21 protein-coding genes and 1 tRNA gene are annotated in these 13,530 nt (G+C 41.3%); 17 read left to right on the top strand and 5 right to left on the bottom strand.

The window, feature by feature from the left end:
- Positions 1-47: 47 nt before the first annotated feature.
- From M1M80_RS12735 to M1M80_RS12725, 3 genes are all read left to right on the top strand, one after another.
- On the top strand, positions 48-1,178 hold the full coding sequence (locus M1M80_RS12735; protein WP_080429033.1) for a M14 family metallopeptidase: 1,131 nt from the start codon (positions 48-50) through the stop codon (positions 1,176-1,178).
- 67 nt (positions 1,179-1,245) lie between these two features.
- The gene (locus M1M80_RS12730; RefSeq protein ID WP_060399025.1) at positions 1,246-2,301 is read left to right on the top strand and encodes a YqgU-like beta propeller domain-containing protein; all 1,056 of its coding nucleotides are present in this window, start codon (positions 1,246-1,248) and stop codon (positions 2,299-2,301) included.
- A 2-nt stretch (positions 2,302-2,303) separates the two neighbouring features.
- A complete protein-coding gene (locus tag M1M80_RS12725; RefSeq protein ID WP_003236982.1) occupies positions 2,304-2,612 on the top strand; it encodes an MTH1187 family thiamine-binding protein in 309 nt (102 codons plus the stop codon).
- Between the two features lie 37 nt (positions 2,613-2,649).
- Here the strand turns inward: M1M80_RS12725 and M1M80_RS12720 are convergent, their stop codons facing one another.
- Positions 2,650-2,823: a DUF2759 domain-containing protein gene (locus M1M80_RS12720; protein WP_003236980.1), complete on the bottom strand. Its 174-nt coding sequence runs from the start codon at positions 2,821-2,823 to the stop codon at positions 2,650-2,652.
- A 156-nt stretch (positions 2,824-2,979) separates the two neighbouring features.
- On the opposite strand from M1M80_RS12720, the gene M1M80_RS12715 reads away from it, so the two are divergent.
- Positions 2,980-3,615: an MBL fold metallo-hydrolase gene (locus M1M80_RS12715; RefSeq protein WP_060399024.1), complete on the top strand. Its 636-nt coding sequence runs from the start codon at positions 2,980-2,982 to the stop codon at positions 3,613-3,615.
- 37 nt (positions 3,616-3,652) lie between these two features.
- On the opposite strand, the gene M1M80_RS12710 is transcribed toward M1M80_RS12715, so the two are convergent.
- Complete coding sequence (locus M1M80_RS12710) at positions 3,653-3,898, bottom strand: DUF2626 domain-containing protein (RefSeq protein WP_003236976.1); 246 nt, start codon at positions 3,896-3,898, stop codon at positions 3,653-3,655.
- Between the two features lie 232 nt (positions 3,899-4,130).
- Here M1M80_RS12710 and mgsR point away from each other — a divergent pair, with 232 nt between their 5' ends.
- A complete protein-coding gene (gene mgsR / locus M1M80_RS12705) occupies positions 4,131-4,508 on the top strand; it encodes a transcriptional regulator MgsR (RefSeq protein ID WP_003236975.1) in 378 nt (125 codons plus the stop codon).
- Positions 4,509-4,573: 65 nt separating this feature from the next.
- Here mgsR and M1M80_RS12700 read toward each other — a convergent pair.
- Positions 4,574-4,644: transfer RNA gene (locus M1M80_RS12700), tRNA-Gln, on the bottom strand.
- Positions 4,645-4,732: 88 nt separating this feature from the next.
- On the opposite strand from M1M80_RS12700, the gene M1M80_RS12695 reads away from it, so the two are divergent.
- Positions 4,733-5,572 carry an STAS domain-containing protein gene (locus tag M1M80_RS12695; protein WP_003236972.1) on the top strand — a complete coding sequence of 280 codons (840 nt, stop codon included), beginning with the start codon at positions 4,733-4,735 and terminating at the stop codon, positions 5,570-5,572.
- A gap of 59 nt (positions 5,573-5,631) precedes the next feature.
- Here the strand turns inward: M1M80_RS12695 and M1M80_RS12690 are convergent, their stop codons facing one another.
- Positions 5,632-6,960, bottom strand: coding sequence for a hemolysin family protein (locus M1M80_RS12690; RefSeq protein ID WP_060399023.1), 1,329 nt, complete (start codon positions 6,958-6,960; stop codon positions 5,632-5,634).
- 143 nt (positions 6,961-7,103) lie between these two features.
- Here M1M80_RS12690 and corA point away from each other — a divergent pair, with 143 nt between their 5' ends.
- The 11 genes from corA (at position 7,104) to M1M80_RS12635 (ending at position 12,924) form a co-directional block, all read left to right on the top strand.
- On the top strand, positions 7,104-8,048 hold the full coding sequence (corA, locus tag M1M80_RS12685) for a magnesium transporter CorA (RefSeq protein ID WP_003236968.1): 945 nt from the start codon (positions 7,104-7,106) through the stop codon (positions 8,046-8,048).
- A 62-nt stretch (positions 8,049-8,110) separates the two neighbouring features.
- Positions 8,111-8,521 carry a CBS domain-containing protein gene (locus M1M80_RS12680; RefSeq protein WP_060399022.1) on the top strand — a complete coding sequence of 137 codons (411 nt, stop codon included), beginning with the start codon at positions 8,111-8,113 and terminating at the stop codon, positions 8,519-8,521.
- Complete coding sequence (locus M1M80_RS12675) at positions 8,499-8,774, top strand: hypothetical protein (RefSeq protein WP_060399021.1); 276 nt, start codon at positions 8,499-8,501, stop codon at positions 8,772-8,774. The genes M1M80_RS12680 and M1M80_RS12675 overlap by 23 nt, the downstream gene beginning before the upstream one ends.
- Positions 8,737-9,807 (top strand): competence protein ComGA, encoded by a 1,071-nt coding sequence (comGA, locus tag M1M80_RS12670; RefSeq protein ID WP_060399020.1) that lies wholly within the window; start codon positions 8,737-8,739, stop codon positions 9,805-9,807. Before M1M80_RS12675 ends, comGA begins: the two co-directional genes overlap by 38 nt.
- Entirely contained in the window at positions 9,794-10,831 is a 1,038-nt protein-coding gene (comGB, locus tag M1M80_RS12665; RefSeq protein WP_060399019.1) for a competence type IV pilus assembly protein ComGB, read from the top strand. The genes comGA and comGB overlap by 14 nt, the downstream gene beginning before the upstream one ends.
- Positions 10,832-10,844: 13 nt before the next feature.
- The gene (gene comGC / locus M1M80_RS12660) at positions 10,845-11,141 is read left to right on the top strand and encodes a comG operon protein ComGC (protein ID WP_003236957.1); all 297 of its coding nucleotides are present in this window, start codon (positions 10,845-10,847) and stop codon (positions 11,139-11,141) included.
- A complete protein-coding gene (comGD, locus tag M1M80_RS12655) occupies positions 11,131-11,562 on the top strand; it encodes a competence type IV pilus minor pilin ComGD (protein ID WP_060399018.1) in 432 nt (143 codons plus the stop codon). Before comGC ends, comGD begins: the two co-directional genes overlap by 11 nt.
- Positions 11,546-11,890: a competence type IV pilus minor pilin ComGE gene (gene comGE / locus M1M80_RS12650; RefSeq protein WP_060399017.1), complete on the top strand. Its 345-nt coding sequence runs from the start codon at positions 11,546-11,548 to the stop codon at positions 11,888-11,890. Before comGD ends, comGE begins: the two co-directional genes overlap by 17 nt.
- Positions 11,891-11,915: 25 nt before the next feature.
- Positions 11,916-12,299, top strand: coding sequence for a competence type IV pilus minor pilin ComGF (comGF, locus tag M1M80_RS12645; RefSeq protein WP_060399016.1), 384 nt, complete (start codon positions 11,916-11,918; stop codon positions 12,297-12,299).
- A complete protein-coding gene (gene comGG / locus M1M80_RS12640; protein ID WP_060399015.1) occupies positions 12,300-12,674 on the top strand; it encodes a competence type IV pilus minor pilin ComGG in 375 nt (124 codons plus the stop codon). It begins immediately after the preceding gene.
- A 70-nt stretch (positions 12,675-12,744) separates the two neighbouring features.
- Entirely contained in the window at positions 12,745-12,924 is a 180-nt protein-coding gene (locus M1M80_RS12635) for a YqzE family protein (protein ID WP_003236949.1), read from the top strand.
- A gap of 41 nt (positions 12,925-12,965) precedes the next feature.
- On the opposite strand, the gene M1M80_RS12630 is transcribed toward M1M80_RS12635, so the two are convergent.
- Positions 12,966-13,292 (bottom strand): YqzG/YhdC family protein, encoded by a 327-nt coding sequence (locus tag M1M80_RS12630; protein ID WP_029316858.1) that lies wholly within the window; start codon positions 13,290-13,292, stop codon positions 12,966-12,968.
- Positions 13,293-13,530 lie beyond the last annotated feature (238 nt).

Genomic DNA, 13,530 nt, shown 5'->3' with positions numbered 1-13,530 from the left:
TTTCTTTTTTTAAACACGCTGTCATATAGTAACAAAAAAGGGGGATGATGATGGCGTTTATTACGGTGAAACCTGAGATCAAGCACAATTTGGCCAGAGTGGCGAGAGAGCTGAAGATAGACGAGGAGCTGCTTAGAAGTGCAAATCGCTCCGCACAAAAACATCAATTGTTTTGTCCTGGTTATGTTATAGAAGAACATAACGATAAGGAGCTTCAAACCATTCAGGACATAAAGAGCTTTTTACAGCCTCGGCGGCTGGACCTTTCTGATAACTGGGTGGAGCAAGAAAAAGTCTATGATTTTTCAGCTGTAGAAAAGGAAGTAAAGAAGATCATTGATGTGTTTCCATTTGTCTCATGCCGGGAAATCGGCCGTTCTGTACTCGGCAGGCCGATCTGGGAGCTGAAGGCTGGAGGAGAGCATACCTCAAAAAAGGTCCATATGAACGCCTCATTTCATGCGAATGAGTGGATCACAACATCTGTCCTGCTAAAATGGTTTAAGGAATACTGTATGTCATTATGCTGCAACTCGCCTTTCTTCGGCTTTTCTCCCATGAAGCTGTTCAGCAGCACATCCTTGTCTCTCGTTCCTCTTGTCAATCCAGATGGCGTTGATCTTGTCTTGAACGGATCAGAAGGCATGGGAGACAGGAAAGAAGAGCTTGAAAGGCTAAATGATCATCGTCCGAATTTTAATGAATGGAAGGCAAACATAAACGGGGTCGATTTAAATAAACAATTTCCGTCGTTATGGGAAATTGAAAAATACCGCAAACCGACAGCACCCAGCTACCGTGATTTTCCGGGAATCTCTCCGCTTACGGAGCCGGAATCCATTGCGATGTACCGGCTGATAACGGTGAATCCGCCTGACAGACTGCTGGCCCTCCATACACAGGGGGAAGAAATTTATTGGGGCTATAAAGGCCTTGAACCTGAAGAATCTGCTGCTGTCATAAAGGATTTTGAGAAGTTAAGCGGGAACATTTATAAAGGAGTAAGGGATATTGACAGCTATGCGGGATTTCGTGATTGGTTTATTCACCATTATTTTAAAGAAGGGTATACGGTGGAACTTGGAAAAGGTCAAAACCCTTTGCCGTTTAAGCAGTTTACACATATTTATAACGCGACAAACGGCATTTTATGGAGGGCGTTATTTTTTCATGAGTAACTGAAACTTTTTCTTTTTTATGCCGCAGAAAATATGCGACAATAAAGATGATCGGAGGGGAAGGCTGATGAGATCAGTTTGTTTCATTCTGCTGTCAGCATTGCTGTTTAGTTTATCGGCATGCGAACCATCTCATCAGCAGCAAAAACAGGCATCGGCGGCAAAAGATGAGGAAATAGACATCACTCCGCTTTCTGCGGAAAAAGCAGAGGGAGTGGAAGGCTGGCTTACTAACAGCACAATTTTATATACAGCGTCCGATCCTACGAAAACGGAGCTTTTTGCATACCGCATCTTTACAGGCAAAGCGAAAAAGCTCTATCGGACGGATGGCCAAATCGTTGATGTTCAAATCAACCCGAGGAAGCAGATGGTTTTGCTGCAAGTCACGCACAGCCAAAAGACAGCAGTGGTTTTGCTTAATGCAAAAGGAGAGACGCTTTACCAAAAAGAATACGAAACGTATGAGCTCGAGGCTGCTTGGAATCAGTATGATCCTTATCAAATGATGGTTACGGTATTCTCTGAAAAATGGGACTTTCATACATATCAGGTGGATGCCAAAAAAGACGAATCTTCCTTAAGTCCGGTACAGGTTCCGTTTATTCATTGGACCTCCAAAAACACATTTAATTATGTAAAAGAGGGAAGAGACGATAAGTCAGGGCCATTATATACGTTCGATACAGTCTCTAAAACGGAGCAGAAGCTCGAGGATGACGTTCTCTTCTTTGATTCTTTCCATCAAATGAGTTTTACTGTCAAATCAGCTGCCGGAGAAAAAGGGACGTATCAGTTTAAAACGCCGCAAACAAAATCGCCTGTTACAGCGGAATGGCCGCTCCAAACGAAATATACAAGTTTGGCCCCGATGGAGTATGACTATGATGAAGCAAAAGGCCTGTTTTATACGTTTAAAGAAAGCGGCGATGCATATAAGCTCGCAGCTGTCAATGTGGCATCGGGAAAGGCAAAAGATCTTTTCACTTTGCCGGAAATGGAGCCGATTCAAATATCTCCGAACGGGAAATATGCATTATACGGCTTTCATTTTGAGCAGATCATTTTATTGAAATCACATGAAATGAAGCAACTCATCATTGATCAAAAGGAGATGAAATAACAATGGCTATTGCAGATGTAACCATTATCCCAATCGGTACGGAAACACCTAGTGTGAGTGCTTACGTGGCCGATGTGCAAAAGATTTTAGAAGGATATCAAGCTGAAGGAAAAATCAAATATCAGCTGACACCGATGAATACGCTGATCGAGGGAGAACTCAGTGACCTTTTCACAGTCATTCAGGCAATTCACGAAGCACCGTTTCAAAAAGGGCTGCACAGAGTGGCAACGAACATCCGTATCGATGACAGGCGTGACAAAAAAACAACGCTTGAAAGCAAAATAGAAAGTGTCAATAAACATTTATAGCAATAAAAATAAACCTGTATCCGATCGGATACAGGTTTTAATGTGCGGTTGGATAGCCGCTGTTTATTACTGTCATCACTGTAAACCAGCCAAAGACAAATAAGGTAGCGCCGGCTAATAAAAAGCCAAGTATATTTTTATTTTTAACAGAACGCAAGACTCCCCATAAAGCGAAAAGAGCGACAAGGCCGAAAATCACGACAAGTAACATTACGCAGCCCCCTTTACATTGAAAAACCTGCAATTCTTTCCATTTTTATTCTACCTGTTTTTTATATGTTTGTCGATAGCGTTTTCATTGCGATTGTTTGAATCTTTTTTCAAAAACCTTCATAATAGGAGCATAGAAAAGAAAGAGGTGATACAAGTGAAATGGAGACGGATGCCAGTAGGGCCGATTCAAGCGAACGCATATTTTCTCATCAATGATGATCAATGCCTGATTTTTGATCCGGGCGGCGAAGGAAATAAAATCAATCAATACATAAAAGAAAAAGGGCTGACGCCTTTAGCCATTTTGCTTACACATGCCCATTTTGACCATATAGGGGCGCTAGATGAAGTGAGGGAAAAATGGGATATCCCTGTTTACCTGCATCAGAATGAAAAGAAGTGGCTTACGGATGCCTCTTTAAACGGCTCCGGCATGCTGCGGGGGGGAGAAGTCACAGCTAAGCCTGCAGATCATCTGATTGAAGGAGACGGTGAACTGAATATCGGGCCGTTTCATTTGGAAACATTATTTACGCCGGGACATTCGCCAGGCAGTGTTTCGTACTACGTGAAGGATGCAGACTTGGTGATCTCTGGAGATGTCCTGTTTCAAGGCGGCATAGGGCGTACGGATTTAATAGGCGGCGATCAAGAAACGCTGCTGACGTCTATCCATGAAAAACTGCTTACGCTGCCGGAGCACACGCTGGTGTTAAGCGGCCACGGTCCTGAAACAGACGTACGGACTGAGCAGGATCAAAATCCGTTTTTAAATGGGTTTTCATTGTAAAAAGAGACAAACCGATAAGGTTTGTCTCTTTTTGCATTTAATGGCCTCCGCCGCCGGGCACCATAATGAAAATCGAGTAATATGTAAAGCCGGCGAAGAAAATCGTTAAATAAGCGCCAAAAATATAAATATACGTGCGTTCAGTCAAATTCAAATACGATAGAAAAACAAATAAGATCGTCTGTCCAAAAAATAAAAGGGAAGCATCTTTCATATCACCCAAATAAAACATGACTGCAAAAATTCCCGTCCAAAATCCTAACACCCGGAACATGCGATTCATTTTTATCCCCTCCCGAGAGTCCCTCTGACTGTTATTATAATAGATCACACCTATAAATGTAAACATTTTCATTATTGTTATACAAATGGAATTTGTTCCTTTGATTGCGTTTTCTATTATATGAATGGTTTTTAAAAATAATCCGAAAAAAAGTTCTGTAAATGGTTTAAAGAAAAAATGATCCGGGTAGTTATTCTACAAAGAGATGGTTAACTGAGGAGGAAAAAAACGAATGAAACAATTAATTTTTTACTCATATCCAAGCTGCACGTCATGCCGAAAAACAAAACATTGGCTCAAAGCGCATCAAATTGAATTTAACGAACGGCACTTATTTAGAGAGACCCCGACAGTAGAAGAATTAAAGTACATTTTATCGTTAACGACAGAAGGAATTGATGAAATTTTAGCGACAAGAAGCCAGACCTTCAAAAATTTAAATTTAAACATCGAAGAGATGACGGTAAATGAAGTGCTTGAACTTTTAGTCGAGAAGCCGAAGCTTTTGCGGCGTCCGATTCTTGTGGACAACAAAAAGCTGGTGATCGGTTATAATCCGGGAGAACTGTTGAAGTTATCGAAGAAGAAAACGGTTCATCAATCTGCATGATGAAAAACCGAAGATCCGCTGATTATATGAATCAGCTTATCTTCGGTTTTTCACCTGTTCAGAAACTGGGCTAGCTGGATTCGAACCAACGATCACGGAGTCAAAGTCCATTGCCTTACCGCTTGGCTATAGCCCATTGAATGTAAACATAGTATGTGTAAAGGCAGACGCGTTATACATATGAAGCATATATTTTTTGAAAAAATAGGAGGTAGCTCATTAAGATGATAGCTCTTGATCAGCATGTAACAGAGCACAAAGAAGATATTATCAAACAATGGCTGGAAACTTGCTCGTCAAAGGGAAGCTGGCTGTATTCCGTTAAAGATCAGCAAAAATTAGAACAAAAGTTAAAAGATCAGCATGAATCATTAGTGACCATCGTGGCGAAATCCCTTAGTAAAGCAGAAGATGTAAAGGATGAGCTCAATCAATGGTCTCTTCAATGCGCCAGAGACCGTGCCGTTCATGAAGTGAGTGTAACAGAAAGTGTCGGCCAGTTTAACGCTTTTAGACACATCATTTTTGAATGGCTTCAGAAATTCAGCGAAGCCTCTTCTCAAGAAATCAGTATTCAGGACATTTATGAGTGGAGCCAGATTTTGAATCAAACCATTGATGAGATCATCGAAGTGTTTACTGAAGAATATCACCAGGTCACCATGATCCAATTAAACGCGCAAAAGGAAATGATTAATGAATTGAGTGCGCCGATTATGCCGATTTCTGACGGGATAGGGATTCTACCGCTTGTTGGTGAAATTGATACGTACAGAGCGAGGACAATTTTGGAGTCGGTGCTGCAACAGTGCTCAGCGTTAAAGCTCTCGTATTTATTTTTAGATATTTCGGGCGTTCCCATCGTCGATACAATGGTGGCCTATCAAATTTTTAAAGTGATTGACAGCACCAAGCTGCTCGGAATTGAGACGATTATTTCAGGAATCAGGCCGGAAATTGCCCAAACTGTGGTGAAACTGGGTCTGGATTTTTCGAATGTAAAAACTGAGCAAAGTCTTGCTAAAGCCCTGGCCAATAAAGGATTTAAGATAGAAGAGTCATGATATACCGTTTAATAATCAGCCATGTTCATTCTGGGAAAAGCTGAACAGCCACCATCGGGCTATTCAGCTTTTTTAACTTCAATAAATAAAATATGATGGCTGTCGATGTCCTTTACCTTAAAAGAGTAACCATCATATTCAATGACACTTTCAGGCTCGGCGTCTATGTTTTGTGTCAGAAACCAGCCGCCCAAGGTGTCCACTTCTGCGTCTGATAAATCTGTTCCAAGCAGGTTGTTCACATCGCTGATTAATAATTTTGCATTTAATAAGTAGTGATTCTTTCCGAGCTCGCGGATATGAGGCACTTCATTGGCATCAAATTCATCACGGATTTCTCCTACAATTTCTTCGATAATATCCTCAACAGTAACCAAACCGGAAGTCCCGCCATATTCATCAATGAGGATCGCCATATGAGTACGTTCCTTTTGCATCTTCAGCAGTAATTTATAAATAGGAATTGTCTCAATAACGTGGATAACAGGCTGAATGAAAGGTTCAATTTGCTGCTTTTTGAGTGAGAAATCTTTCGTCAGCATTGAAAACAGCACTTCTTTCATATTGATTACGCCAATGACATTATCTTTATCTTCTCTGACAACTGGGTACCGTGTATATTTTGTTTGCTTCACTGTTTCCTGCAGATTTGGAATGGAGTCTTCATCAAGTGACAAACTGACCATTTCATTTCGCGGCACCATGATTTCCTTTGCCATTCGTTTATCAAAGGTGAAGATATTATTCATGTATTTTAACTCGCTTTTTCTGATTTCACCGCTTTTATAGCTTTCTGCCAAAAGAACCCGCAGCTCTTCCTCCGTATACGCCAGCTCATGCTCTGACGCCGGCTTCAGCCCAAACAACCCTGTAATCAACCGGGCAGAGTGGTTCAGCAGCCAAATGAATGGAAACATGATTTTATAAAACCAGATAAGCGGTTTGGCAAGCATCAAGGTAATGCTTTCTGCTTTTTGAATGGCGAAACTCTTTGGCGCCAGCTCCCCGATGACGACATTTAAATACGTCACCGTTAAAAAGGCGATGACAAGTGAAAGAAGGTGGGTAAGCGATTCATTTAAGCCTGCTTTATGAAAAAGCGGCCGAAGCAGGGTTTGCACGGTCGGTTCCCCAAGCCAGCCCAGTCCTAAAGCTGCAACTGTAATGCCCAGCTGGCAGGCTGATAAATATTCATCAAGGTGAGTGATGACATGCTTTGCCGCTTTAGCACCTTTCTTTCCCTTTGCGACAAGCTGATCAATTCTGGATCGCCGCACTTTTACGATTGAAAATTCTGCGGCGACAAAAAATCCTGTTAGCAAAATGAGAATAGCGACTGCTAGTAAATTGATAAATTCCAAAACAACTGCCTTCTCCAAGGAAGGCATGCACCTCCCTTTTCCGATGTCTTTCTACATTCCATACCACCGGAAAATGCTCATCAAACATGAGGTGAAGCGGCTAACTGGTTTAGCGATGCCTTTCTTGGGCAATTAAAGAATAAAAGAACAAAAGTTTGGAGGAGCTTGACATGAAGGCACATACGGGAAAGGATTGGTTTTGGTACCAAATGGGACCTCAGGAAAGAAATAAGGCAAGAGATCTGATCCATTTTTCTCACTGGCCTCAATGTGAAAAGTGGTTTGAAAATAATCATCATATTAATTTTTTGCGCGTAGACACGACTGAAACAGAAAATGAAGCGGTATTTGGCTCGATTGTATATGATCAAGGGCTGGGTGAGGAAAAAGACCATACCGTTTTTCACTTTTATATTACCAGGCAATATTTTTTTACAATTAACTTTGATTTTTCGATTTTGAAAGGGATTAAGGGAAAACAAGTTGTCCAACAAATGGAAAGGGCGGACAATGCTATAGAGGGATTTTTGATTCTTCTCGGCGAATTAATGAATGCGTATTTAATCGGTGTTGATGAATTTGAAGTAAAGCTGAGAAAGCTCAGATGGCAAATCAAAGACGACAATAGCAAAAGCATTTTAAACCGCGTCCATCTCCTGCGCCATGAGCTGATGATCTGGAAAAACTTAATCCTAAGCGCCAAAAAAATTGAAATGGCGTTGAATGAAACCTTTTTGCCTCAAAATGAAGGAAAAAAGGATTATCAGCGGACACACCTCAAAATTGACAGGGGGTTTACATACATCAGCGAATTTGAAGGGGAGCTTAACAATCTGCTGCATTCAGAGGAAGTCATTACTTCTCACAGGGGAAATGAAATTGTAAAAGCGCTGACCATTTTTACGACGCTTTTTACGCCGATTACAGCACTGGGCGCCCTCTGGGGGATGAACTTTTCAGTGATGCCTGAGCTGAATTGGAAATACGGATATCTCTTTTCTCTCTTATTGATTATCACCTCTACGGTCCTGATCTACCTGTATCTGAAGAAAAAGGGCTGGACGGGAGATATGCTGCAGGAGCGTAAGAAGAAAAAGAAAAGGCGAACACTGTAGGATGTTTCATTTTCTGTGCAGCGGATAAAGGATAAATAGAACACGGTAAAGGAGGAATGGAAATGAAAATAAGAGACATCATGACGAAGAATGTAGAATGCAGTGAACCAACCGCTTCAATGACTGAACTAGCGAAGAAGATGAGAGACTCCAATGTCGGTTCTATTCCAATCTGTGAAAATGGCACACTTCAGGGGATTGTTTCTGATCGAGATATTGTGACGAGATGCTTAGCTGAAAATCAGATGGATGCAAAAGCAAGTGACATCATGAGCGCTGATATCGTATCCGGTCATCCTGAAATGTCTGCTGAAGAAGCGGGTCAGCTTATGTCAGAGCACCAAATCCGCCGTTTACCGATTCTTGAAAACGAACGAATTGCCGGTATTGTTGCGTTAGGCGATCTTTCCGTTGAGAAAGATACAGATCAAAAAGCCGGAGAAGCATTAAGTGAAATTTCTAAATCAGCATAATGAAAGATGGAGTGAAGCAGGTATGATGATCATCATGCCTGTTTTTTTATTGAGTAAAATAGTGAAATCAAGCAGGTACATTCAGCTGAAACCATTTTTTCTGCCAGCAGGAATTGATTTTTCAGTATATAAAACCTTCAGGAAATCACTTTTTCCCCGTTTGATTACCGGTTCTTATTTTTCTACAATACGCATTGAAAGGAGAGGGAATCAAATTGGATTCAATAGAAAAGATAAGCAGAACCTTGATTGAAGAGGCATATATAACAAAGGCTTCTGATATTCACATTGTGCCGAGGGAGCGTGATGCCATCATTCATTTTCGGGTTGATCATGCATTGTTGAAAAAAAGGAACATGAAAAAAGAAGACTGTGTAAGACTGATTTCACATTTTAAATTTCTCTCAGCGATGGACATAGGGGAAAGACGAAAGCCGCAAAATGGTTCGCTTACGTTAAAGCTTGAAGAGGGACATGTTCATTTAAGAATGTCAACGCTCCCTACAATTAATGAAGAAAGCCTCGTGATCAGAGTGATGCCTCAATATAATATCCCTTCGATTGATAAACTGTCATTATTTCCGAAGACAGGAGCCACCTTGCTCTCATTTTTAAAACATTCCCACGGCATGCTCATTTTTACCGGGCCGACTGGTTCAGGGAAGACCACTACACTATACTCTCTTGTTCAATATGCAAAAAAACACTTTAATCGAAATATTGTCACACTGGAGGACCCTGTTGAAACAAGGGACGAGGATGTTCTTCAGGTGCAGGTGAATGAAAAAGCGGGTGTGACATATTCCACAGGGCTGAAGGCTATTTTGCGCCATGACCCGGATATGATTATTTTAGGTGAGATCAGAGACGCGGAAACAGCCAAAATTGCGGTGCGGGCAGCGATGACGGGGCATTTGGTGCTGACGAGCCTTCACACGAGAGATGCGAAGGGCGCGATTTACAGGCTGCTTGAATTCGGCATCAATATGAATGAAATCCAACAGACCGTCATTGCAATAGCGGCTCAGCGCTTGGTTGATTTGGCTTGCCCGTTTTGTGAAAACGGATGTTCATCGGTGTATTGCCGCCAGTCACGAAGCACCAGGAGAGCAAGCGTTTATGAGCTTCTTTACGGGAAAAATCTTCAGCAATGTATCCAGGAGGCAAAAGGAAATCATGCAAATTACCAGTATCAAACGCTTCGTCAAATTATCAGAAAAGGAATTGCGCTTGGCTACTTGACGACAAACAATTATGACCGGTGGGTTTATCATGAAACAGATTAGGAAAACTTGGCCGTTAAAGGATCAAGCCCAGTTATTGAAGCGGCTCGGTGAAATGACGGCGGGCGGGTATACCCTTCTGGATGGATTACGCCTGATGGAACTCCAGATGACTAAAAGGCAGGCGGCTGACTTGACTGACACAGTCATTCGTTTGAGGGAAGGGGCGCCGTTTTATCAAGTATTAAAGAGTTTGTCATTTCATAAGGAAGCCGTAGGTATTTGTTATTTTGCTGAAACACATGGTGAACTGCCTGCTTCCATGATCCAGAGCGGAGAGCTGCTGGAAAGAAAAATTGCACAGGCAGACCAGCTGAAAAGGGTGCTGCGATATCCGCTTTTCCTCATCTTCACAGTCGCTGTCATGTTTTATATGTTACAGGCCATCATCATTCCTCAGTTTTCCGGTATCTATCAATCGATGAATATGGAAACCTCACGTTCAACAGACATGCTTTTTGCTTTTTTTCAGCATATTGATCTTGTGATCATTCTGGTGGCTCTTTTTGCAGCAGGTATAGGCCTTTATTATTGGCTTGTGTTTAAGAAAAAATCACCTGCTAGGCAAATGCTTATTTGTGTCAGGATTCCTTTGGTTGGAAACCTTGTCAGGCTGTTTAACAGCTACTTTTTTTCTTTGCAGCTAAGCAGCCTTTTAAAAGCAGGCCTCTCAATTTATGACAGCCTTAACGCATTTAAACACCAAACGTTTCTCCCTTTCTACCGCTGCGAGGCTGAACAAGTGATTGAACGGTTAAAAGCTGGTGAATCAATTGAAGCCGCTATTTGTGAAAGCCCTTTTTATGAAACTGATTTTTCAAAAGTCATATCTCACGGCCAGCTAAGCGGCCGCCTGGATCGGGAGCTTTTCACATACAGCCAGTTCATACTTCAGCGGCTGGAACACAAGGCGCAAAAATGGACAGGCATCCTTCAGCCTATGATTTATGGATTTGTTGCAGCAATGATCTTAATCGTGTATTTATCTATGCTCTTGCCTATGTATCAGATGATGAATCAAATGTGAAAGGAAGAGGCTGATGAATGAGAAAGGTTTCACACTTGTTGAAATGTTAATTGTGCTCTTTATTATTTCAATCTTGCTTTTAATTACGATACCGAACGTCACGAAACATAATCAAACCATTCAGAAAAAGGGTTGTGAAGGCCTGCAAAACATGATTAAAGCACAAATGACTGCATATGAGCTCGACCATGAAGGACAGACACCGAGCCTTGCTGATTTACAGTCAGAGGGCTATGTGAAAAAGGATGCAGTTTGTCCAAATGGGAAGCACATTATTATCAGTGGCGGAGAAGTTAAGGTTGAACATTAAATTAAACGAGGAGGAGGGATTTACCCTTTTAGAAAGCTTACTTGTGTTAAGTCTCGCCTCTATCCTCTTGATTGCCGTGTTTACCACACTTCCTCCTGCTTATGACAATACAGCTGTCCGTCAGGCGGCTTGGCAGCTGAAAAACGATATTATGCTTGCACAGCAGACTGCTATTTCCAGTCATCAAAGAACAAAAATTCTCTTTCAGAAAAAAGAATATCAATTAGTCATGGGTGATATTGTGATTGAACGTCCGTATACAACGGGACTTTCTATAGAAACGCTGACATTAAAAGACCGTTTGGAATTTAATGAGAAAGGGCACCCGAATGCAGGCGGAAAAATACGAGTAAAAGGACATGCCACTTATGACATCACAGTTTATTTAGGAAGCGGGAGAGTCAATGTGGAGAGAAAATAAAGGTTTTTCTACAATAGAAACAATGTCTGCGCTAAGCCTGTGGCTGTTTCTGATGCTGACAGTCGTTCCCTTGTGGGACAAGCTGATAGCTGATGAAAATATGGCGGAATCACGAGAAATCGGCTACCAGTTAATGAATGAAAGTATTAGCAAATATATGATGACTGGTGAAGGAGCTGCGTCAAAAACGGTTACAAAGAACAATAATATCTATACGCTGAAGTGGGAGGAGGAGGGAGAATATCAAAACGTATGCATCTCAGCAGCATATAAAGAAAAACCATTTTGCCTCAGCATTCTGCGGACAGACTGGCTATACGCTTCTTAACGTATTATTTTCGCTCTCCGTCTTTTTGCTCATATCAGGATCGTTAGCTATGATCTTCCATCTGTTTTTGTCACGACAGCAGGAGCATGACGGTTTCACACAGCAAGAATGGATGATTTCAACGGAGCAGATGATGAACGAGTGCAAGAAGTCTCAAATAGTCAAGATAGCCGAGCATGGGAGAGTATTGATCTGCACCAATCTTTCCGGGCAAGACATCCGTTTTGAAACCTATCATTCAATGATCAGAAAAAGGGTGGATGGCAAAGGGCATGTGCCGATTCTCTATCATATTACTGCCATGAAAGCTGATATTGAAAATGGGATTGTGTTGTTAAATATTAAGAGCAAGGATGAAAAAGTGTATCAAACTGCTTTTCCGGTTTATACGTCTTTAGGAGGAGGATGAATGTACCGTTCGAAAGGGTTTATTTATCCCGCTGTTCTTTTTGTCTCCGCGCTTGTGCTGCTGATCGTAAACTTTACTGCTGCTCAATATATTTCACGCTGCATGTTTGAAAAGGAAACAAAAGCGTTTTACACAGGAGAAAATTTGCTTCAGAATGGCGCACTTCTTTCAATTCGGCATGTTCTTGAGCAGCGGAAAGGCCAAAAGGGTTCACAGCAGTTTACATATGGGCAGGTTTCTTATCACATTCACAATACATCGATAAAAGAGCAAAAACAAATCAGCTTAAAAGCCATTACGGAGTCGGGAGCAGAAAGAACTGCACAGCTAGTGTTCGATCAAAAACAGAAAAAACTGCTGCGCTGGACAGAATAAAGCAGAGAAAAGGGTATAAAAAAAGTCATGTGAGCCAACACTCATAATAATTGAATGATGAGGTGATCACGTGAAAACGAATGATTATGTCAAATATATGACTCAGCAATTTGTCAAATATATAGATACTCCGAAAGATGAGCGAAAAGAGCGAAAAGAGGTCCGGAAAGAAACTAAAACACCCGCTTCACAGCATTGGTTCGGTATTTTACCCTATGGTTTCAGGCTATGGCTTAAACGGAAAAAATAATCACATATACAAAGAATAAGGCCCTTCAAATAAGGAGGACCTTATTGATATTCTTCTAATATGGCAATTTTATTGACCTTTTGGCTGTAGGGATCGAATGAAATCGTTACAAATACGCCGAATTCCTTTGATCCTTCCCTCAGGGTTAGGTGGTATTGCTTTACTGCTTCATCTTTTCTTTTTCGGTCCCATACTTTTTGTTTGAACAGTACCTGTGCGAGCGGGTACCTTTTTTTTGCTTCTTTTACAGCAAGCTCTTCCCATTTGGACATGTGGCGGGCGGTCACAAGTGGTGCTTCTTCTGCGTGAGCGGCTGCGGTGCCGAAAACGAGAAGAGAAAGACATATCACACATTGTTTGATCATCATGCTGTCACCCTTTCTTTGTTTATTATTACCAAATCATGTTTGGCTATGCATTTAATTTCTCACATAATAATCCCAAAAATTTCAAAAAAATTCAAAAAGGTGAGCAATACTGAGTAAGACTTTGTAATATGATGAAAACATTCTTTTAAACGAACAAAACGGTCGATTTTGATGTTTTTCAATCCATTAAACGTTGATTATACTCTATTTGTGCAGTTCTTTAAAAAGAACGTTTGTC

Origin of the sequence: Bacillus inaquosorum, from assembly GCF_023238325.1 — a bacterium.
GTDB classification, from domain to species: domain Bacteria; phylum Bacillota; class Bacilli; order Bacillales; family Bacillaceae; genus Bacillus; species Bacillus inaquosorum.
Note: the sequence above shows the minus strand (reverse complement) of the source record. Positions and strands in the feature narration are given on the sequence as shown.